The sequence below is a fragment of the Massilia pseudoviolaceinigra genome, assembly GCF_030846505.1.
GTDB lineage: Bacteria > Pseudomonadota > Gammaproteobacteria > Burkholderiales > Burkholderiaceae_D > Telluria_A > Telluria_A violaceinigra.
Window position 1 is genome coordinate 25,930 of record NZ_JAVCWL010000008.1, and the last position, 18,675, is coordinate 44,604.

Below are 18,675 nucleotides of genomic sequence, written 5' to 3' on the forward strand. Positions count from 1 at the left end.
CGTATGTTAGATAAAAAATTCTCCCCTGATCGCCAGACTGCCTTTGAAGCCCGTTTTGAAGCGCAAAAAATCGCCTTCGGCCCGGTCGTATTCCAGTGCGTGCGTTACGCGTGGAAGCGCGGGATGCTGCAAACGCTGGCCGACGCCGGCGAAACGGGGCTGTCCATCGCCGACATGGCGGGTACCGGCCGCTGGACCGAATACGCGCTCAAGGTCGTGCTGGAAACCTGCCTGTCGGCCGGCGTGGTGTTCGTGCACGATGGCCGCTATGCGCTCGACAAGGCTGGCTTTTGCGTCCTCACCGACAGCATCACCCAGATCAACATCGACTTCAACCACGATGTCTGCTACCAGGGCTTGTTCAAGCTGGACGAGTCGCTCGACGCCGAAAAGCCGATCGGCCTCAAAGCGCTGGGCGAATGGCCTACGCTGTACCAGGGCCTGTCGGAACTGTCGGAGCCGGCCAAGACCAGCTGGTTCGCCTTCGACCACTATTATTCGGACACCTCCTTCCCCTCGATCATGCCGGACGTGTTTGCGACCGCGCCGCGCAAGGTGATGGACGTGGGCGCCAACACCGGCAAATTCAGCTGCGTCGCGCTGGACTACAACGCCGACGTCGAGCTGCACCTGGTCGACTTGCCGCGCCAGTTGTCGGTCGCCGCGACCTCGCTGGAAACGGCCGGCGTGCGCGAACGCGCGCACCTGCACCCGACCGACCTGCTCGACGCGGCCGTGGCGCTGCCGGCGGGGATGGACGTGATCTGGATGAGCCAATTTTTGAGCTGCTTCTCCGAGCCGGCGATTGCCACCATCCTTCAGCGCGCCGCCGCGGCACTGGCGCCGCAGGGCCAGCTGCTGGTGATGGACACCTTCTGGGACCGCCAGCGCTACGACATCGCTTCCTACTGCCTGATCAACACCTCGCCGTATTTCACGGCCATGGCCAGCGGGAACAGCAAGATCTACGAGAGCGGCGACTACGTGCGCCTGGCCGAAGCGGCCGGCCTCAAACTGCTCACCGCGCGCGACGGCATCGGCTACTGCCACTCGCTGCTGCGCTTCGGCCGGGCGGAGTAACAGCATGTTCAAGCCTTGCGTGATGATCCCCGTGTACGACCACGAGCACGCCATCGGCGCCGTGGTCGAGGCGGTGCTCGCTCACGGCCTGCCGTGCATACTGGTCGACGACGGCAGCAAGCCGTCGTGCGCGCGCGTGCTCGACCAGCTGGCGGCGGCGCATCCCGGCACGGTCGTGCTGGAGCGCCACGCCGTCAACCAGGGCAAGGGCGCGGCAGTGCTGACCGGTTTTCGCAGCGCCGCGCAGGCTGGCTACACGCATTTGCTGCAGGTCGATGCCGACGGCCAGCACAACACCGACGACATTCCCCGCTTCGTGGCGCTCTCGCGCCTGCATCCGCACGCGGTCATCGCCGGCTGCCCGGTGTACGACCAGTCGGTACCGAAGCATCGCCTGTACGCGCGCTACCTGACCCACGTCTGGATCTGGATTAACACCTTGTCCTTCGCGATCCGCGATTCGATGTGCGGCTTTCGCATCTATCCGGTGGCGCCGGTGGTGGCGCTGGCGGCGCGCTGCTCGCTGGGCAAGCGCATGAACTTCGACTCCGAAATCCTGGTGCGCCTGTTCTGGGACGACATGCAGGTAGTGAACCTGCCCACGCGCGTGACCTACCCGAGCGACGGCGTGTCGCACTTCATGGCCTTTCGCGACAATGTGCTCATTTCGCGCATGCATACGGTGCTGTTCTTCGGCATGCTGATCCGCCTGCCGAAGCTGCTGGCGCGCAAATGGCGGGCCTCATGACCAGGCTGCACGCCAGCCACTGGGCCGCGATCTCGGAATCGAGCTTCGTGGGCGGCATGCGCCTGTTGTTCTGGGTGTGCCGCGTGTTCGGCCGCTGGCCGTTCCGGGTGGTGCTCTATCCCGTGCTGGCCTGGTACGTGCTGACCAAGCCGGCCGCACGCCGCGCCTCGATGAATTATCTCGACCGCGTGCGCGCCTTCGCGCCGGCGCCAAACGGCTGGTACGGCGTGCTGCGCCACTTCGGCAGCTTTGCCGAAGCCATTCTCGACAAGATGCTGCTGTGGGGCGGCCTGTTCGACAAGAACCTGGTCAGCCACCTCGGCATGGAACCGATGCGTCGCCTGCTGGACGAAAAGCGCGGCGCGGTGCTGGTCTGCACGCACCTGGGCAACGCCGACTTGTGCCGCGTGCTGTCGAACGACGTGCCGGGCCTGAAACTGACGGTGCTGGTGCACACGCGCCACGCGCAAGCATTTAATAACATGCTTGCCTCGCTCGACCCGCGCAGCCAGACCAATCTGCTGCAGGTGACCGAGATGAATCCGGCCACCGCGATGATGCTGTCGGAGCGGATAGGGCGGGGCGAGTTCGTCGTCATCGCGGGCGACCGCGTGCCGGTCTCGCCCGACCCGCGCGTGGCGCTGGCGCCGTTCCTGGGCGTTGAGGCGCCTTTTCCGGTCGGGCCGTACGTGCTGGCCTCGATCCTGCAATGTCCGCTCTACATGATGTTCTCGACCCGCGTCGGACGCGGCTACGAAGTGCACTTCGAACTGCTGCGCGAATCGGTGCGCCTGCCGCGCAAGGGCCGCGACGAAGTCCTGGCCCAGGTGGCCGGCGACTTCGCGGCGCGCCTGCAGCACCACTGCATTCGTTCCCCGCTCGAGTGGTTCAACTTTTACGATTTTTGGCATTTACCCCATCTGGACAAGAATGATGCATCCTGACCTGACCACTACCCGCCGCGCCGTCCAATTCGACCGCGAACGTCTGACGATCGAAGATATCGTCGATATCGCGCGCGGCACCGCCAGCGCCGTGCTCTCGCCCGACCCGGTGTTCCGCGCGGCGATCGCGCGCGGCGCCGACTTCCTCGACCGCCTGCTGCGCGAGGACGGCACCATTTACGGCGTGACCACCGGTTACGGCGACTCGTGCACGGTATCGATTCCGCCCGACCTGGTGGCCGAACTGCCGCATCACCTGTATACCTATCACGGCTGCGGCCTGGGCGAGTACCTCACGCCCGCGCAAACGCGCGCGGTGATGGCCACGCGCCTGGCGTCGCTGTCCAAGGGCTTTTCGGGCGTGAGCGTCGAACTGCTGGAACAGATCGCGCGCCTGCTCGACGCCGGCCTCTTGCCGCTGATCCCGAGCGAAGGCTCGGTCGGCGCCAGCGGCGACCTGACCCCGCTGTCGTACCTGGCAGCGGTGCTGTGCGGCGAACGCGAAGTATGGCGCGACGGCGTGCAGGTTCCGGCCGCCCAGGCCTTGAAGGAAGCCGGCATCACGCCGCTGCGCCTGCGTCCGAAGGAAGGGCTGGCGATCATGAACGGCACCGCCGTCATGACCGCGCTGGCCTGCCTGGCCTACGACCGCGCCGAGTACCTTACGCGCCTGTGCACCCGCATCACCGCCATGGCCTCGTTCGCGCTCGACGGCAACGCGCACCACTTCGACGAAACCCTGTTCTCGGTCAAGCCGCACGCCGGCATGCAGGGCGTGGCCGCGTGGCTGCGCCAGGACCTGCACGTCGGCCAGGCCGAACGCAACGGCAAGCGCCTGCAGGACCGCTACTCGATCCGCTGCGCGCCGCACGTCATCGGCGTGCTGGCCGACGCGCTGCCGTTTTTCCGCCAGTCGATCGAAAATGAACTCAATAGCGCCAACGACAATCCGATCATCGATGCCGAAGGCGAACGCGTGCTGCACGGCGGGCATTTCTACGGCGGCCATATCGCCTTTGCGATGGACGGCATGAAGAATGCGGTGGCCAACCTGGCCGACCTGCTGGACCGCCAGATGGCGCTGCTGGTCGACAGCCGCTACAACCACGGCCTGCCGGCCAACCTGTCGGGCGCCGAAGGGCCGCGCGCGGCCATCAACCACGGCCTGAAAGCCTTGCAGATCAGTTCTTCGGCGTGGACCGCGGAAGCGCTGAAACTGACCATGCCGGCGTCGGTGTTCTCGCGTTCGACCGAGTGCCACAACCAGGACAAGGTCAGCATGGGCACCATCGCCGCGCGCGACTGCCTGCGCGTGCTGGAACTGACCGAGCAGGTTGTCGCCGCGCTCTTGATCACGGTGCGCCAGGGCGTGTGGCTGCGCCTGCGCGTCAATCCGGAAAACCCGGCGCCGCAAGCGCTGCGGGACATGATGGACCAGCTGGGCGAAGACGTGGCCCCGGTGGCCGAAGACCGCCGCCTGGAGCCCGAGCTGCGCGTGCTGATCGCGCGCCTGCGCGAGCAAGCCTGGAGCCTGTATGCGTAGGGGCGCGCTGCCGAGCCGCTGGTTCGCCGAGACCGAGATGCAGGTCCAGTTCTTCGACCTGGACCCGATGCAGATCGTCTGGCACGGCAACTACGTCAAATACCTCGAAGTGGCGCGCTGTACGCTGCTCGACAAGATCGACTACAACTACGAGCAGATGAAGGCGTCGGGCTTCGCCTGGCCGGTGATCGACATGAACCTGCGCTATATCGGGCCGGCCGTGTTCGGCCAGCGCCTGACCCTGCGCGCCGAAATCGTCGAATACGAAAACCGCCTGAAGATCGATTATCTGATCAGCGATGCGGCCAGCGGCAAGCGCCTGAACCGCGCCAGCACAACCCAGGTGGCCGTCGATATCGCCAGCGGCGAGATGTGTTTCATGTCGCCGCCCGTGCTGTTCGAAAAATTAGGAGTAAGCCCCGCATGAAACGTTTCATCTTCGCCCTCGCCATCAGCGCCGCCTGCGCTGTTGCCGGCGCTAGCGCGCCGATCGCCAAAATCCAGGCATTGCTGGCCAAGCCGACAGTCCTGTGCGGCCGCTTCGACCAGACCAAGCACCTGGCCGGCATGAAAAAACCGCTCGCCTCGAACGGCCGCTTTTGCGTCGTGGCGGGCAAGGGCGTGCTGTGGCGCACCCTGAAACCATTCCCGAACACCCTGCGCCTGACGCGCGACGAAATCGTCAGCTTCCAGGGCGAGCGCGTGGCGATGCGCCTCGAAGCGAAGCAGGAACCGACGGTGCGCATGATTAACAGCGTGCTGTTCTCGCTGCTGTCGGGCGACCTGGGCCAGCTCGAGACCCTGTTCGAGGTCGACGGCGGTGTTGACGGCGGCACCTGGAACGTCGCGCTCAAGGCGCGCCAGCCGGCACTGGCCAAGGCCATCGGCGCCATTTCGCTCGATGGCGGCGCGTACGTGAAGAATATCCAGATCGTTGAAGCGAGCGGCGACAAGACCTTCATCGTCTTCACCGAGATCAAGACAGGCGAGGGCGCCATCACCGCTGAAGAGGCGGCGCTGCTGTGAATCCCGAGGTAAAGCGGCACAAGTGGCTGGCCTGGCTCTGGGCGCTGGTGGTGTGCGCCCTGCTGGGGCATAACGCCTATCTGTGGGTGGTCCAGCGCATCGTGCCCGACACCGACATCCTGGCCTTGCTGCCGGTGCAGGAGCGCGACCGCGTTCTGCAGGAGTCGTTCACCCACATGGTCGACGCCGCGCAGCAGCGCGTGATCGTGCTGGTCGGCGCCGCCGAGTGGGATGACGCCAAGCGCGCCGCCGACGCCTACAACGCCGTGCTGGCCAGCCAGCCCGGCGTGCTCGAAGCGGTCAAGCTGTCCGACGAAACCCAGGGCGACTGGCTGGCGCCATTCCAGAAGCACAGCGTGGCTTTGCTCACCGCGCAGCAGGAAGCGCAGCTGCGCAGCGCGAGCCCGCAATTCTGGACCGACGCCGCCCTGGCCAAGCTGTACTCCGCATTCTCCGGTCCCAAACTGGGCGCCTTCCGCGACGATCCGTTCGGCCTGTTTTCCGGCTGGGTCCAGGAACGCGCGCAGGAAACCCCGGTGCGTCCGCGCGACGACAAGCTGTTCGTGGCCGACGGCGAGCGCCAGTACGTGCTCATGCCGCTGACCATGCGCGCGCCGGCATTCTCGATGACGGCCCAGCAAACCGTGGTGCCGCTGCTCGAACGGGCCAAGCAGGCCGCGCTCAAGGCCGCCCCGCAGGCCAAGGTGATCACCGCCGGCGTGGTGCTGCATGCATCAAACGCCAGCAGCCAGGCCGAAGGCGAAATGTCCACCATCGGCCTTGGCTCGCTGGCTGGCATCGTGCTGCTGACATGGTTCACCTTCCGCTCGCTGCGGCCGATCGCGCTGGTGCTGCTGTCGATCGGGATCGGCTTTCTCGGTTCGCTATCGGTGTGCTGGCTGCTGTTCGGCCGCATCCACCTGCTCACGCTCGTCTTCGGGGCAAGCCTGATCGGCGTGGCCCAGGATTACGGCATCTACTTCCTGTGCAACCGCCTGAGCGCCGATCCGGCCGAGGGTTCGGTGCGCCTGCTCAAGCGCCTGCTGCCGGGACTGTGCCTGACGTTGCTGGCGGCGGTGATCGGCTACATGGGCCTGGGCTTGACGCCGTTTCCCGGCCTGCGTCACATGGCCGTGTTCTCCGCGGTCGGACTGGTGTTCGCCTGGCTGACGGTCATTTGCTGGTTCCCGCTGCTCGTTTCCGGCGGCACTTTGACAACCGGTGCACTGGCCCACCGCTACGGCGCCACGCTGGCTCACTGGCCGCAAGCGCGCATGAATGCGCGCACGCTCGTCATTGCGGCCCTGTTCGTGGCGGTGGCGGGTTTCGGCTGGTCGCGCCTGGGCGTCAACGATGACATCCGCTCGCTGCAGAACCCGCCCAAGCATCTGATCGACGACCAGATCAAATTGAGCAAGCTGCTCGATGCGCCGACGCCCGTCCAGTACTTCCTGGTGCGCGGCGCCAGCGCCGAAATCGTGCTGCAGCGTGAAGAAGAACTCAAGCGCCGCCTCGACCCGCTGATCGCCGCCAAACGCATCGGCGGCTACCAGGCGATGTCGAACTGGGTGCCGTCGGTGCGCACCCAGCTCGAACGGCGCGCCCTGATTGACAGCAAGCTGCTGGCGCCGGGCGGTCCGCTCGACGCGGTGGCCAAGGCCATTGAAGAAGACAGTGCCTGGAGCGCCGCCACCCGCGCGCACCTGATGGCGCCGCGCGCGCCGCTCACGCCCGCGGAATTCCTGAAGACCCCGCCGAGCGAGCCTTGGCGCCACCTGTGGCTGGGCGACATCGACGGCGTCCACGCCAGCATCGTCGCGCTGCGCGGCATGAGCATGGCCGCGCTGCCGGAGTTGCGCCGCGCAGGCGAGGGCATGGAAGGTGTGCAGTGGGTCGACAAGGTAGCCGAGATTTCATCGGTGCTGGGCCGCTACCGCCAGTACATGGGCTGGGTGGTCCTGGGGGCGTACGCGGTGGTGTTCGCGCTGCTCTATCCGCGCTACCGCGGCAACGCCTGGCGTGTGCTGGCGCCAAGCGCGGTCGCGAGCATCGCCACCCTGGCGGTGCTCGGCCTCACCGGCCAGGCGCTGCAACTGTTCCACGTGCTGGCACTGATGCTGCTGCTCGGCGTCGTGGTCGACTACGGCATCTTCATGCAGGAGCACCCGGGCCGGCGCAATACCACGCCATGGCTGGCGGTCGGCCTGTCGGCGGCCAATACGCTGCTCGCTTTCGGCTTGCTTGGCCTGAGCCGCACCCCTGCGCTGCAGGCGTTCGGGCTGACGATGCTGATCGGGACCACGCTGGCGTGGCTGCTGGTCCCTTATTTTGCGAATACCAAGGAAAATGAACATGCGTGATTCCCGCCTCCACCTGGCTGCGCCGCTGCTGGCCGCCGTGCTGCTGGCCGCCTGCAGCACGCCGCCGGCGCCCATCGCGCGGCTCGGCATCAAGCTGGCGCCGCAAGCGCTGGAGTCGACCATCAGCGTGCAGCAGCACCTCAAGGTCGAACGCAAGGGCCGCATCGACGAACTCGATGCCGCGGTCGAAGTCGACCCGCAGCAGGTGCAGATGGTCGGCCTGGCTTTCGGCCAGCGCGTCCTGAGCCTGAGCTATGATGGCAAGGAACTGACGTCGTGGCGCCACATGATGCTGCCCAAGCAGGTGCGCGCCGAAGACGTACTCGAAGACATGCAGCTCACCTTGTGGCCGGCCGACGCCATCGCCCGCAGCCTGCCGCAGGGCTGGCGCATCGAAGACGCCGGCCTGCGCCGCACCCTGACCCTCGATGGCGCGGTGGTGGCCACGATTACCTACACGCAGATGCCGCGCTGGACTGGCACCGTGATCCTCGACAACCTGCGTTACGATTACCGCCTGACCATCGAGTCGGCGCCCTGATGATGAAGCTGTATCTAAACGAATGCGGGATCGTCTGCGCGCTGGGCGACTCGCACGAACAAGTCAAACGCGCCCTGTTCGCCGGCGAGAGCGGCATCGCGCCGACCGACGCCTGGTCGCCGGGCCGCGTGCTGCCCCTCGGGCGCGTGCTCACCGCGCTGCCCGACAGCGCCGCCCTCCCGCTCGGCCAGCGCAGCCGCAACAACCAGCTGGCCCTGGCCGCGCTGGCGCAGATTCGCGCCGCGGTCGATGCGGCCGTGCTGCGCTACGGGTCCAACCGGATCGGCATCGTGATCGGCACCAGTACCTCGGGCATCGCCGAAACCGAAGCGGCCCTGCACGCCCACTTCACGGGCGCGGCGCTGCCGGCCGAATTCCATTACGCGCAGCAGGAGATGGGTTCGCCCGCCGCCATGCTGGCCCATGAATTGAACGTCACCGGCCCGGCCTATGCCCATTCGAGCGCCTGCGCATCCGGCGCCAAGGCCCTGGCCAGCGCCGCGCGCCTGATTCGCATGGGCCTGTGCGACGCCGTCGTTACCGGCGGCGTGGACACCCTGTGCGGGTTTACGGTTGCGGGTTTTTCGGCACTCGAATCGGTCAGCTCGGCGCGCTGCAATCCATTGAGCGCCAATCGCGAGGGCATCAACATCGGCGAGGGCGCGGCGCTGTTCCTGATGACGCGCGAGCCGGCTGCCGTCGCCCTGTGCGGCTGGGGCGAGGCGTCCGACGGGCACCACATGTCGGCGCCCGATCCGGCCGGCAGCGGCGCGCGCCTGGCGATCACCGAAGCGCTCGCGCGCGCCGGTATCGACGCGGCGCAGATAGACTATATCAACCTGCACGGCACGGCAACCATCCAGAACGATGCGATGGAGTCGCGCGTGGTGCATGACCTGTTCGGGCCAGCGGTGCCGGTCAGCTCGACCAAGGGCTTTACCGGCCATGCGCTGGGCGCGGCGGCGGCGCTGGAGGCGGCCTTGATCTGGCTGGCCATGCAGGATGATAATCCGGAAGGGCTGCTGCCCCCGCACCTGTGGGATGGCATGCCCGATCCGGCGCTGCCGGCGCTGAACGTGGCCGCGCCGGGTGCGCGCCTCGGGCGTCCGCTCGACTGGGCGTTGAGTAACTCGTTTGCGTTCGGCGGCTCGAACGCCACCCTGGTGTTGGGACGGACCCGATGAACAGTGACAGCTACCCCGATATCCGCGCGCTGGTCCCGCACGAAGGCGAGATGGTGTTTCTCGACCGTGTGCTCACGGCCGGCACCAGCACCTTGTGCGCGGAAGTGACGATCGGCCAGCGCAGCGTGTTTTTCGATGGCGCCGGCGTCGGTTCCTGGGTCGGCATCGAATACATGGCGCAGGCAATCGCCGCCCACGCCGGATTCTTGGCGCGCCTGCGCGGCGACGCGGTGCGCGTGGGCTTTCTGCTCGGCGCGCGACGCTACCAGACCAGCGTGCCCCTGTTCGCGCTGGGCAGCGTGCTGCATGTGCACGTGCAGCACGTGCTGCAGGGCGAGAACGGCCTGGGCGCGTTCGACTGCCGCATCGACGATGGCGCCAGCGGGGCCAATCTGGCCAATGCCACCATCACGGTCTTCCAGCCCGATAACGTTAACGAATTTTTGCAGCGGAGTTTTTAAATGAGTAGCCAGAGCAGTATCAACGAGACAGTATTGGTGACGGGTTCGTCGCGCGGCATCGGCAAGGCGGTTGCGCTGCGCCTGGCGCGCGATGGCTACGATATCGTCGTTCATTGCCGTAGCCAGCGTGCCGAGGCCGACGCGGTCGCGCGCGACATCGAGGCGATGGGCCGCCGCGCGCGCGTGCTGCAGTTCGACATCGGCGAGCGCGATGCCGCGGCCGCGGCCCTGCTGGCCGACATCGAGCAGCATGGCTGCTATTACGGCGTGGTGTGCAACGCCGGCGTGGCGCGCGACAATGCGTTTCCGGCCATGAGCGGCGAGGACTGGGATATCGTCCTCAAGACCAATCTCGATGGTTTTTATAACGTGCTCAATCCCCTCGTGATGCCGATGGTCCAGCGCCGCAAGGCCGGACGCATCGTCACCATGGCCTCGGTCTCGGGCCTGGCGGGCAACCGCGGGCAGGTCAATTACAGCGCCGCCAAGGCCGGCATCATCGGCGCCACCAAGGCGCTGGCGATCGAGCTGGCCAAGCGCGCCATTACCGTCAATTGCGTCGCGCCGGGTCTGATCGAAACCGACATGATCAGCGACGTGCCGATGGAAGAAGCGCTCAAGATGATTCCGGCCAAGCGGATCGGCAAACCCGAGGAAGTGGCCGCCGCGGTCAGCTTCCTGATCGGCGCCGATGCTTCGTACATCACGCGCCAGGTTATTTCTGTCAACGGAGGCATGGTATGAAGCACCGCGTCGTCGTCACCGGCATGGCCGGCATCAGCCCCCTGGGCAACGACTGGGCCGCGATTCGCACGCGCCTGGGCGAGTACCGCAACGCCATCGTGCCGATGCAGGACTGGGCCGACTATGAAGGCCTGAACACCAAACTGGGCGCGCCGGCCGCGCCCTTCGAGCTGGGCGAGCGCTTTCACCGCAAGGCCATCCGCAGCATGGGACGGGTGGCGTTGATGGCCACGCGCGCCAGCGAAATGGCGCTGGCCCATGCCGGCCTGCTGGAGCATCCGCTGCTCAAAAGCGGGCGCATGGGCGTGTCCTTCGGTTCGTCCGCCGGCACGCCGAGCGCGATCGGCGACTTTGGCCGCATGATGGAAGAGCGCAGCACGCGCGGCATCAACGCCACCACCTACATCAAGATGATGGCGCATACCGCACCGGTCAACATCGGCGTGTTCTTCGGCCTGACCGGGCGCGTGATCACGACGTCGTCGGCCTGCACCTCGGGCAGCCAGGGCATCGGCTATGCGTACGAAGCGATCCGCAACGGCCAGCAGACCGCCATGGTCGCCGGCGGCGCCGAGGAGCTGTGCGCGACCGAAGCGGCGGTGTTCGACACCCTGTTTGCCACCAGCACGCGCAACGACACGCCGGCCATCACGCCACGTCCGTTCGACAGCGCGCGCGACGGCCTGGTGATCGGCGAGGGCGCCGGTTGCCTGATCCTCGAAGAGCTCGAGCATGCGCTGGCGCGCGGCGCCACCATCCACGCCGAGCTGGTGGGCTTCGGCACCAACAGCGACGGCTGCCACGTCACGCAGCCGAATGCGGCGACGATGAAGATTGCGATGGAACTGGCCCTGGCCGACGCCGGGCTGGCGCCCGCAGCGATCGGCTATGTGAATGCGCACGGCACCGCCACGGAACAGGGCGACATTGCCGAAACGCAGGCCACGGCCGCGATGTTCGGGCCGCGTGTGCCGATCAGTTCACTGAAAAGCTATATGGGCCACACCCTGGGCGCGTGCGGCGCGCTGGAAGCGTGGATCAGCATCGAGATGATGCGCGAAGGCTGGTTTGCGCCGACCGTCAACCTGGAACAGGTCGATGCGCGCTGCGCGCCGCTCGACTACATCCACACCGAGGGCCGGCGTATCGACACCGACTACATCATGACCAACAATTTTGCGTTCGGCGGCATTAACACGTCGCTGATTTTTAAGAAGTATGGCTAAACCTGGAGATATACACGAATGAAAAAAATCCTCTCGACGATGGCAGTTCTGGCAGTTATCGGTAGCGCAGTTCCGGCCCACGCGGCCGACAAGAAATTGGTGTTGCCGTTCGCCGGTGCACTGGCAGACAACGGCGCCAAGGAACGCCTGGGCGACTCGATCGCATTCTATTATGGTGCACAGAAGACGCCGAAGGTACTGGAAAAGCGCGGCTCCGACCAGACCAGCCAGAAGACCAACGCCTTCAGCAAGACCGACACGGCAGTGTGCCATTGGGCCTTCCTGTCGGCCATGCTGGCATTGCAGAAGCGCGCCCAGGAAGTCGGCGCGAATGCGGTCATCAATATCACCAGCAACTACAAGAACGTTACGTATTCGAGCGAGACCGACTTTGAGTGCCACGTCGGTAATATCGTCGGCGGCGTCGCCCTGAAAGGCGACTTCGTGCGCCTGGCCGATGGCAAGAAGTAATTCCGCAGTCCTGAGCGCGGCCTGGAGTACAGGCCGCGCTGTCCGTCACAACCCGGCCCTGTCCGGGAACAGCTGTTCGGTCAGCTCGGCGATTTTTTTGTTGCCGCTGGCCATCTGGGACAGAACGCTGGAATCGCTGTCCACCTTGTAGGTGGCGCTGCCGACCTGCCTGCTATTTTTGTACACGATGATATCGGCCAGCGACAGGTGGAAAGATTGCAGGTAGCGCCAAGTGCCTGCATAGGTCGCGGTGAGCGGGCATTCGCCCAGCGACGCGCCTTCGGCCAGCACCCTCACTTCATATCCTTTGCCGACCAGGACCCGCTCGAAGATTTCGCGGATGGGCTGGGCGGCTTTCTTGTTATCGATGATGCACACCGTTTTGCTGCCGAGACGTTCCACCGGCTTGACGGTCTGATGGGTCCCGCAGCCGGAGAGGGCGAACAGGGCAAGGGAAATACAAGCGAGTCTGGCGATCATATTGTTTCTATTGTAAGTTTTCCAATGATTGAACCGTACCATCACGCCACGTAAGCGCTTTCCTCGCCCCTCGCGGCCAGCGCGCCGCGCAGTTACTTACGATCCGGCCAGGCGCGGGAACAGCTGGTCGACCAGCTCCGTGATTTTCTTCTCGGCGCCGATGAATTTGCCCATGTTGCCACCGCCCCTGGAGGCATCGTAGGTCGCCTTGCCGGCCGGCTTGGCGTTCTTGTAGACCACGATGTCGGCATACGCCATGTACATGGCCAGGTCCCAGCGCCAGGTCGCGGTATAGGTCGAGGTGACCGGGCACTCCACCAGGGACGTCCCCGAAGCCAGCTTCTTCACTTCATATCCCTTGTTGGTCAACGCGCGCTCGTAGGCGTCGAAGAAGGTCGCCCTGACGGCGGGATTGTCGACGATGCACACCACTTTGCTGTCGAAACGCTCGACCGGCTTGACGTTTTGGTGAATCGCGCAGCCGGAAAGAGCGAACAGGGCGACGGAGATGCAGGCCAGTCTGGAGATCATATGATTTCTTCACGGAAATTTTAGAGAGTCTGAACTATACCATTTCATTGTCGGGCAAAAACATTAATTGCATTGGTTGTTTTCCAGGCGTATTTTCGATCAAGCAGATGGCCGAGGTGCGCGACGCATCGAGCGATATCGCCCACAAACTGGCGTTGCTTGATCGACGGCGTGCAGCACCCCTTCCGGTCGGCACCAAACGCTCACCGGACACGCGGCGCTGTCATGCCCGATGCCGCCGTGCGGATTTGCTTGCATAGCCGGCGTGTTCGTGGCGTGCTGCCCGGGGGCGTCCTGCGGCCCCCCATGAAGACCGAAAAGATCAGCGGCTGACCCCGACCAGCTTGTGCACCAGCTCGGACGAGGTCGACGCCGAAAATTTGCGCATCAGTTTGGCTCTATGCATTTCCACCGTGCGCGGACTGAGGTCGGTTTCGCGTGCGATCACCTTGCTGGTCTTGCCTTCGACCAGCAGGGCTGCGATCTCGCGCTCGCGCGGAGTCAGTTCGGCCGTGACCGGCCGTTTTTCGCTGACATCCTCGAACGTCCACACGCCCGCGCCGAGCGGCTCGCGCGCATCGAGGGCGCGTCCGCTCACGTGGCACCAGAACAGTTCGCCCCCGGCGCGGCGCATGATGCGCTCGTCGGAATAGACGCCGCGCGCGTTCATCACCGGAATGATGCGGTCGCCCGTACGCAGGAATTCATCCATGGTCGGATACAGCACCTGGAAGGACTTGCCATCGAGTTCGCCGTGGCCGTAGCCGAACATCGAACTGAGCGCATCGTTGCAGGCCTGGATCACGCGGTCGACCGAAATGCACATGCCGACCGGCGCGTGGCGAAAAATCGTTTCGTAATCGATGGCGTATGATGCGGTCATTGGATGCTGTGCAGTGATTCGGAAGCGTTGGGAAACAACCGGTAGTTCTACGGTATTGTGCTTTTGGCCCGCGTATTTTATGCTGAGAATCCACTGTGCAGTGCAGTATGGACGAATTTAGCTTAACTATAAAAAGGGACAGGGAATGAACAAAGTTTATCCTGACGCGGCATCGGCGCTGGCCGGCATCGTGAGCGATGGCCAGACCATCGCAGTCGGCGGTTTCGGCCTGTGCGGCATACCGGAAGCGCTGATCCTGGCCTTGCGCAAGTCGGCTGTCACCAACCTGACGGTGATCTCCAACAATGCCGGCGTGGACGACTTCGGCCTCGGCCAGTTGCTCACCACGCGCCAGATCAAGAAAATGATTTCGTCCTACGTGGGCGAAAACAAGGAGTTCGCGCGCCAGTACCTGGCCGGCGAACTCGAACTCGAATTCACGCCGCAGGGCACGCTGGCCGAGAAGCTGCGTGCCGGCGGCTCGGGCATCCCCGCCTTCTTCACCAAGACTGGCGTGGGCACCATCGTGGCCGAGGGCAAGGAAGTGCGCGAGTTTGACGGAGAACAATACGTGATGGAGCGCAGTCTGGTAGCGGACGTGTCGCTGGTCAAAGCCTACATGGCCGACCGCGCCGGCAACCTGGTGTACCGCAAGACCGCGCGCAACTTCAACCCGAACGTGGCGATGGCCGGCAAGATCACCATCGTCGAAGTCGAGAAACTGGTGGAAGTGGGCGAGATCGATCCCGACCAGGTGCACACGCCGAGCATTTTCGTGCACCGCATCGTCGTCAACGCCACGCCGGAAAAGCGCATCGAACAGCGCACCGTGCGCACCAACTAAGACCACAGGAGAAGAAGATGGCATGGACTCGTGATGAAATGGCCGCACGCGCGGCAAAAGAATTGCAGGATGGTTTTTACGTGAACCTGGGCATCGGTTTGCCGACCCTGGTGGCGAACTACGTTCCGGCCAACATGGAAGTATTCCTGCAGTCGGAAAACGGCTTGCTCGGCATCGGTCCGTTTCCGACCGAGGAGGAAGTCGACGCCGACCTGATCAACGCTGGCAAGCAGACCGTGACGGCGCTGCCGGGCGCAGCCTACTTCAGCTCGGCCGATTCTTTCGGCATGATCCGTGGTGGCAAGATTAACCTGGCAATTCTGGGCGCGATGCAAGTGTCGGCCCGGGGCGACCTGGCCAACTGGATGATTCCAGGCAAAATGGTCAAGGGCATGGGCGGCGCGATGGACCTGGTGGCCGGCGTCAAGCGCGTGGTGGTGGTGATGGAACACGTCGCCACGGCCAAGGATGGCTCGACCTCGCACAAGATCTTGCCCAAGTGCGATCTGCCGCTGACGGGCGTGGGCGTGGTCGACCTGATCATTACCGACCTGGGCGTGATCGATGTCACCCCGGCCGGCCTGAAGCTCGTTGAGCTGGCCCCTGGCGTGACCAAGGAGCAGGTGGCGGCCGCCACCGGCGCCGAACTGGACGTCAGCGGGCTCTAGCATACCGCGCCCGCGTGGGGCGCAGCACGTGATCGATGTGGTGGACGGGCCGCTGCCGAAGCGCCCGATCACGGCGGTTCAGTCGTCGTCCTTGAGCATCCACACATACTTCATGTTCATCCAGGCCGCCACCGGCTTGCCGTTCTCCGTGCCGGGCTTGAACCGGCATTTCATGATGCCGGCGCGCGCCGCTTCGTCGAGCAGCGCATCTCCGCTCGACTTGTCGATGCGCGAGCTGGTGGCGCGCCCGTCCTCGCCGACCTTGAACGCCAGCGTGACAGTGCCGGTATGCCCGGCCTTGAAGGAAGCGGCCGGCCAGACCGGCTTGGCGCAGCTGGAAAAATCGGCGACCGGCGCAACCTTGGCCAGCGCGGGCGTGACGGCTGCCCGCTCGTCGCCGGCGTGCGCATACAGGCTGACGCAGGCGGCAACCAGTCCCAGCACGGGCAAGGATGCCTTCCAGTTGAGCGCCTGGCGGTCGGGTTGAACCAGGCGCCGCACGCGCGTCACCAGGTCGCCGCCGGCGGCCGCGATTGCCAGGTGGTGCGAGGAAAACTGCAAGCGCTCCAGTTCCGACAAGGCCCGCGCCAGCCGGCGCGGTTCGCCCAGATGGCGCGCCGCCAGATCGTCGGCGATCTGTTCGCGTTCGGTGCGGATGCGGCCCGAAATCCACCATACCGCGGGGTGATAGAACAGCAGGATCTCCACCACATTCTGGCCCAGGTTGACCAGGTAGTCGAAGCGCCGCACGTGCGCCATTTCGTGCGCCAGCAGCGCTTCGAGCAGGTCGGACGGCATGCCGGTCATCAGCGAGGCCGGCACCAGCACCACGGGACGCAGCCAGCCGATCGTCAGCGGGCTGTCCAAGTCGTCGACCACGCGCACGCGCACGGCACGTGTGATGCCGAAGGCGCTTGCCATGCGCCCGGCGCGCGCCTGCCATTCGGCGTCGGCCAGCGGTGCCTGGCTGGCGTGGCGTATCCATGCCAGTCCGGCCGCCATGCGCAGCGACAGTAGTGCCGCGCACACCGACCAGAAGCCGACGATCCACAGCAACCGTTCCTGCAGCCAGCCGGCCAGGCTGGCGTCATCGGCGCGCGCGCCGGCCATGATCTGGTCGGCAAAGCGCAGGTGCGCCGCGCTGGCGCCGCCGTCCTGCAGGCGCAGCGTCAGTTCGGCGGCGGGCCACAGCACGCAGGCCAGCAGCGCCGCGCAGGCCACGTTGTAGCGGTATTCGGGCCGGGTGTTGCGCATCAGGGCCAGCACGGCGGCGCTGGTGCAGCCGATCAGCAAGCCTTGCCAGGTGAAGTGGAGCAGGGTCCAGCCGATGCTGTCGATGAGGGACGCCGTCATTTGTCTTCTTCCTTGAGCATGTTTTCGATCTCTTCGCGCTCTTTTTTGCTGATGCCGCTGCGCAGGGCTGCCATGACCAGCGCCTTGGCCGAACCGGAAAACGCTTTCTGGATCAGGTCCTTGAGCAGGTTCGTTTGCAGCGAATCCTGGGCTTGCGCGGGCGCATAGACGTGCGAGCGTTCGCTTTCGTCGCGGATCAGCAAACCCTTGGTGTGCATGATCTGCATCAGGCGCAGCACCGTCGCATAGGTCACGTCGGGGCGCTCCTTCAGGATCGCCTGGTGCACCTGCTTGGCGGTCGCCGCGCCGAGTGGCCACAGGGTTTGCAGCAGATCGAGTTCGGCCGCTGTCGGCTTGGGCGGGGCAGGGAGTTTGGACATGGTGCGCCATTCGGGTAAGGGTAGTTGCTAGGTTAGCGTATCTAGACTTTCATGTCTAACAAATTATCCCGGAGCTTCATGGAATCGGGGGCGCCCAATTGTGCATGCGGGATCGAAATAGACATCATTGTCTATCTTGGCGCGTGCTGATAAACGGGCGCCGGCGGCGCTACACGGGTGCGAGGCGCGCGTCCTGATTTGCTTTGCCAGCGGTGGGCATGGGAAGTACCATGCCTGCAACAAGACACGAAGGAGCAGGCATTGAGCAAGGCACAAAGGCAGTGGAATCGGACCCTGACGCACCCGCGGGTTGGCGCATGAAGCCCGGCGCCGCGCACCTTGCGCTCGCGAGCATCGCCATCGCCGGCCTGACCTATGGGCTGGCGATCCTCGTCACGCGAGGTACTTTTGCGGGATGGACCGGCGGCTGCGGCGATTTCGGCATGCGCTGCGTGGGGCAGGGCGTGATCGTGCTGGGCGTGGGATGCCTGATCGGCCTGATATTTGCGCTGATCTCGCTCGGTCATGCCGACCCCCGCACCTGGCTTGGCTGGGCAGGTCTGCTGATGAACGGCGTGCCGCTGGCCGCGATCGGTGTGGGATGGGTCCTGATCGCGCTGCGTTAAGGCGTTATCAAGCTGGTGAATGCTCCCCGCCGCGCGGGGAGCCTGGCGGCTGCGATTACAGCTTCCACACATAATCGATGTCGGCCCAGCTTTCAACCGGCTTGCCCTTGGCGCTGGCCGCGCTGAACTTGCACAGTTTGATGGCATTGCGGGCGGCGTCGTCGAGCGCGACGTGGCCACTCGATTTTTTCACCTTGCTGTCGACAACATCACCGCTGGCGCCGATCAGGTAAGCCAGTTTCACCGTGCCGGCATGTTTGGCGGCGCGCGCCTCGGCCGGGTAGGCCGGTTTGGCGCAGGAAGTCAGGTCGGCGACGGCGTGGGCTTTCTCGCCTTTGGCCGGCGCGGCGTGCGCCCCGCCGGCCACGCAGCCGGCCGCGAGGGCAAACAGGGCCAGGCTGCGTGTCAGGCGGGCCGGAATGCCCGGGGTCGAAGTTGGGGAAGGGGTCATGCAATCTCCTTGGTTGGCGTCGTGCGCCTTGGTTTGGGTGGGGTGCCTGATTTATAGATTAATCTGTCTAGACAGAGTTGTCTATAACTTTTTTCAATCCTCTTTCAATTGAATAATTGTTATAGACAATA

General features: G+C 65.0%; 22 protein-coding genes. 16 read left to right on the top strand and 6 right to left on the bottom strand.

Annotated elements, in window-relative coordinates; translation table 11 throughout:
- Positions 1 to 3 precede the first annotated feature (3 nt).
- The 13 genes from RBA40_RS09595 to RBA40_RS09655 are packed head-to-tail and all read left to right on the top strand — an operon-like array spanning position 4 to position 12,328.
- Positions 4 to 1,080 (top strand): class I SAM-dependent methyltransferase, encoded by a 1,077-nt coding sequence (locus RBA40_RS09595; protein WP_306647701.1) that lies wholly within the window; start codon positions 4 to 6, stop codon positions 1,078 to 1,080.
- A gap of 4 nt (positions 1,081 to 1,084) precedes the next feature.
- Positions 1,085 to 1,828, top strand: a complete 744-nt coding sequence (locus tag RBA40_RS09600) for a glycosyltransferase family 2 protein (protein ID WP_306647702.1) — start codon at positions 1,085 to 1,087, stop codon at positions 1,826 to 1,828.
- Positions 1,825 to 2,772: a lysophospholipid acyltransferase family protein gene (locus tag RBA40_RS09605; protein ID WP_306647703.1), complete on the top strand. Its 948-nt coding sequence runs from the start codon at positions 1,825 to 1,827 to the stop codon at positions 2,770 to 2,772. Before RBA40_RS09600 ends, RBA40_RS09605 begins: the two co-directional genes overlap by 4 nt.
- Positions 2,759 to 4,315, top strand: coding sequence for an HAL/PAL/TAL family ammonia-lyase (locus RBA40_RS09610; RefSeq protein ID WP_306647704.1), 1,557 nt, complete (start codon positions 2,759 to 2,761; stop codon positions 4,313 to 4,315). Before RBA40_RS09605 ends, RBA40_RS09610 begins: the two co-directional genes overlap by 14 nt.
- Entirely contained in the window at positions 4,308 to 4,742 is a 435-nt protein-coding gene (locus RBA40_RS09615) for an acyl-CoA thioesterase (RefSeq protein ID WP_306620729.1), read from the top strand. The genes RBA40_RS09610 and RBA40_RS09615 overlap by 8 nt, the downstream gene beginning before the upstream one ends.
- Positions 4,739 to 5,341: an outer membrane lipoprotein carrier protein LolA gene (locus RBA40_RS09620; RefSeq protein WP_306647705.1), complete on the top strand. Its 603-nt coding sequence runs from the start codon at positions 4,739 to 4,741 to the stop codon at positions 5,339 to 5,341. The genes RBA40_RS09615 and RBA40_RS09620 overlap by 4 nt, the downstream gene beginning before the upstream one ends.
- Positions 5,338 to 7,701 carry an MMPL family transporter gene (locus RBA40_RS09625; RefSeq protein ID WP_306647706.1) on the top strand — a complete coding sequence of 788 codons (2,364 nt, stop codon included), beginning with the start codon at positions 5,338 to 5,340 and terminating at the stop codon, positions 7,699 to 7,701. Before RBA40_RS09620 ends, RBA40_RS09625 begins: the two co-directional genes overlap by 4 nt.
- Positions 7,694 to 8,242, top strand: a complete 549-nt coding sequence (locus RBA40_RS09630; protein ID WP_306647707.1) for a DUF3261 domain-containing protein — start codon at positions 7,694 to 7,696, stop codon at positions 8,240 to 8,242. Before RBA40_RS09625 ends, RBA40_RS09630 begins: the two co-directional genes overlap by 8 nt.
- 2 nt (positions 8,243 to 8,244) lie before the next feature.
- Positions 8,245 to 9,426, top strand: a complete 1,182-nt coding sequence (locus RBA40_RS09635; RefSeq protein ID WP_306647828.1) for a beta-ketoacyl-ACP synthase — start codon at positions 8,245 to 8,247, stop codon at positions 9,424 to 9,426.
- Positions 9,423 to 9,887 carry a hotdog family protein gene (locus tag RBA40_RS09640; protein ID WP_099877941.1) on the top strand — a complete coding sequence of 155 codons (465 nt, stop codon included), beginning with the start codon at positions 9,423 to 9,425 and terminating at the stop codon, positions 9,885 to 9,887. The genes RBA40_RS09635 and RBA40_RS09640 overlap by 4 nt, the downstream gene beginning before the upstream one ends.
- Positions 9,888 to 10,631 (top strand): 3-ketoacyl-ACP reductase FabG2, encoded by a 744-nt coding sequence (locus RBA40_RS09645; RefSeq protein WP_306647708.1) that lies wholly within the window; start codon positions 9,888 to 9,890, stop codon positions 10,629 to 10,631.
- Complete coding sequence (locus RBA40_RS09650) at positions 10,628 to 11,857, top strand: beta-ketoacyl-ACP synthase (RefSeq protein ID WP_306647709.1); 1,230 nt, start codon at positions 10,628 to 10,630, stop codon at positions 11,855 to 11,857. Before RBA40_RS09645 ends, RBA40_RS09650 begins: the two co-directional genes overlap by 4 nt.
- A gap of 18 nt (positions 11,858 to 11,875) precedes the next feature.
- Positions 11,876 to 12,328: an excinuclease ATPase subunit gene (locus RBA40_RS09655; RefSeq protein WP_099877950.1), complete on the top strand. Its 453-nt coding sequence runs from the start codon at positions 11,876 to 11,878 to the stop codon at positions 12,326 to 12,328.
- 45 nt (positions 12,329 to 12,373) lie between these two features.
- Here RBA40_RS09655 and RBA40_RS09660 read toward each other — a convergent pair whose 3' ends face one another.
- The 3 genes from RBA40_RS09660 to RBA40_RS09670 form a co-directional block, all read right to left on the bottom strand.
- Positions 12,374 to 12,808 carry an Sbal_3080 family lipoprotein gene (locus RBA40_RS09660; protein ID WP_306647710.1) on the bottom strand — a complete coding sequence of 145 codons (435 nt, stop codon included), beginning with the start codon at positions 12,806 to 12,808 and terminating at the stop codon, positions 12,374 to 12,376.
- Positions 12,809 to 12,904: 96 nt separating this feature from the next.
- Positions 12,905 to 13,339 (bottom strand): Sbal_3080 family lipoprotein, encoded by a 435-nt coding sequence (locus RBA40_RS09665; RefSeq protein ID WP_099877953.1) that lies wholly within the window; start codon positions 13,337 to 13,339, stop codon positions 12,905 to 12,907.
- Positions 13,340 to 13,661: 322 nt separating this feature from the next.
- Positions 13,662 to 14,222, bottom strand: coding sequence for a PAS and helix-turn-helix domain-containing protein (locus RBA40_RS09670; protein WP_099877955.1), 561 nt, complete (start codon positions 14,220 to 14,222; stop codon positions 13,662 to 13,664).
- A gap of 145 nt (positions 14,223 to 14,367) precedes the next feature.
- Between RBA40_RS09670 and RBA40_RS09675 the strand changes: the two genes are divergently transcribed.
- Positions 14,368 to 15,066: a CoA transferase subunit A gene (locus RBA40_RS09675; RefSeq protein ID WP_306620755.1), complete on the top strand. Its 699-nt coding sequence runs from the start codon at positions 14,368 to 14,370 to the stop codon at positions 15,064 to 15,066.
- A gap of 17 nt (positions 15,067 to 15,083) precedes the next feature.
- A complete protein-coding gene (locus RBA40_RS09680) occupies positions 15,084 to 15,734 on the top strand; it encodes a 3-oxoacid CoA-transferase subunit B (protein WP_306647711.1) in 651 nt (216 codons plus the stop codon).
- A gap of 78 nt (positions 15,735 to 15,812) precedes the next feature.
- On the opposite strand, the gene RBA40_RS09685 is transcribed toward RBA40_RS09680, so the two are convergent.
- Positions 15,813 to 17,087, bottom strand: a complete 1,275-nt coding sequence (locus tag RBA40_RS09685) for a M56 family metallopeptidase (protein WP_306647712.1) — start codon at positions 17,085 to 17,087, stop codon at positions 15,813 to 15,815.
- A complete protein-coding gene (locus RBA40_RS09690) occupies positions 17,084 to 17,467 on the bottom strand; it encodes a BlaI/MecI/CopY family transcriptional regulator (protein ID WP_306620787.1) in 384 nt (127 codons plus the stop codon). Before RBA40_RS09690 ends, RBA40_RS09685 begins: the two co-directional genes overlap by 4 nt.
- Positions 17,468 to 17,784: 317 nt before the next feature.
- On the opposite strand from RBA40_RS09690, the gene RBA40_RS09695 reads away from it, so the two are divergent.
- Positions 17,785 to 18,093, top strand: a complete 309-nt coding sequence (locus tag RBA40_RS09695; RefSeq protein ID WP_306647713.1) for a hypothetical protein — start codon at positions 17,785 to 17,787, stop codon at positions 18,091 to 18,093.
- Between the two features lie 55 nt (positions 18,094 to 18,148).
- Here the strand turns inward: RBA40_RS09695 and RBA40_RS09700 are convergent, their stop codons facing one another.
- The gene (locus RBA40_RS09700; protein ID WP_306647714.1) at positions 18,149 to 18,544 is read right to left on the bottom strand and encodes an energy transducer TonB; all 396 of its coding nucleotides are present in this window, start codon (positions 18,542 to 18,544) and stop codon (positions 18,149 to 18,151) included.
- Between the last annotated feature and the right edge of the window lie 131 nt (positions 18,545 to 18,675).

Excerpts from the sequence above, each read along its gene's own strand:
- RBA40_RS09690 (WP_306620787.1), bottom strand. The coding sequence starts at position 17,467 with ATGTCCAAACTCCCTGCCCCGCCCAAGCCGACAGCGGCCGAACTCGAT.
- RBA40_RS09640 (WP_099877941.1), top strand. The coding sequence starts at position 9,423 with ATGAACAGTGACAGCTACCCCGATATCCGCGCGCTGGTCCCGCACGAA.
- RBA40_RS09595 (WP_306647701.1), top strand. The coding sequence starts at position 4 with ATGTTAGATAAAAAATTCTCCCCTGATCGCCAGACTGCCTTTGAAGCC.
- RBA40_RS09645 (WP_306647708.1), top strand. The coding sequence starts at position 9,888 with ATGAGTAGCCAGAGCAGTATCAACGAGACAGTATTGGTGACGGGTTCG.
- RBA40_RS09675 (WP_306620755.1), top strand. The coding sequence starts at position 14,368 with ATGAACAAAGTTTATCCTGACGCGGCATCGGCGCTGGCCGGCATCGTG.
- RBA40_RS09630 (WP_306647707.1), top strand. The coding sequence starts at position 7,694 with ATGCGTGATTCCCGCCTCCACCTGGCTGCGCCGCTGCTGGCCGCCGTG.
- RBA40_RS09620 (WP_306647705.1), top strand. The coding sequence starts at position 4,739 with ATGAAACGTTTCATCTTCGCCCTCGCCATCAGCGCCGCCTGCGCTGTT.
- RBA40_RS09605 (WP_306647703.1), top strand. The coding sequence starts at position 1,825 with ATGACCAGGCTGCACGCCAGCCACTGGGCCGCGATCTCGGAATCGAGC.
- RBA40_RS09600 (WP_306647702.1), top strand. The coding sequence starts at position 1,085 with ATGTTCAAGCCTTGCGTGATGATCCCCGTGTACGACCACGAGCACGCC.
- RBA40_RS09660 (WP_306647710.1), bottom strand. The coding sequence starts at position 12,808 with ATGATCGCCAGACTCGCTTGTATTTCCCTTGCCCTGTTCGCCCTCTCC.
- RBA40_RS09670 (WP_099877955.1), bottom strand. The coding sequence starts at position 14,222 with ATGACCGCATCATACGCCATCGATTACGAAACGATTTTTCGCCACGCG.
- RBA40_RS09695 (WP_306647713.1), top strand. The coding sequence starts at position 17,785 with ATGAAGCCCGGCGCCGCGCACCTTGCGCTCGCGAGCATCGCCATCGCC.
- RBA40_RS09615 (WP_306620729.1), top strand. The coding sequence starts at position 4,308 with ATGCGTAGGGGCGCGCTGCCGAGCCGCTGGTTCGCCGAGACCGAGATG.
- RBA40_RS09665 (WP_099877953.1), bottom strand. The coding sequence starts at position 13,339 with ATGATCTCCAGACTGGCCTGCATCTCCGTCGCCCTGTTCGCTCTTTCC.
- RBA40_RS09610 (WP_306647704.1), top strand. The coding sequence starts at position 2,759 with ATGATGCATCCTGACCTGACCACTACCCGCCGCGCCGTCCAATTCGAC.
- RBA40_RS09650 (WP_306647709.1), top strand. The coding sequence starts at position 10,628 with ATGAAGCACCGCGTCGTCGTCACCGGCATGGCCGGCATCAGCCCCCTG.
- RBA40_RS09635 (WP_306647828.1), top strand. The coding sequence starts at position 8,245 with ATGAAGCTGTATCTAAACGAATGCGGGATCGTCTGCGCGCTGGGCGAC.
- RBA40_RS09655 (WP_099877950.1), top strand. The coding sequence starts at position 11,876 with ATGAAAAAAATCCTCTCGACGATGGCAGTTCTGGCAGTTATCGGTAGC.
- RBA40_RS09700 (WP_306647714.1), bottom strand. The coding sequence starts at position 18,544 with ATGACCCCTTCCCCAACTTCGACCCCGGGCATTCCGGCCCGCCTGACA.
- RBA40_RS09680 (WP_306647711.1), top strand. The coding sequence starts at position 15,084 with ATGGCATGGACTCGTGATGAAATGGCCGCACGCGCGGCAAAAGAATTG.
- RBA40_RS09685 (WP_306647712.1), bottom strand. The coding sequence starts at position 17,087 with ATGACGGCGTCCCTCATCGACAGCATCGGCTGGACCCTGCTCCACTTC.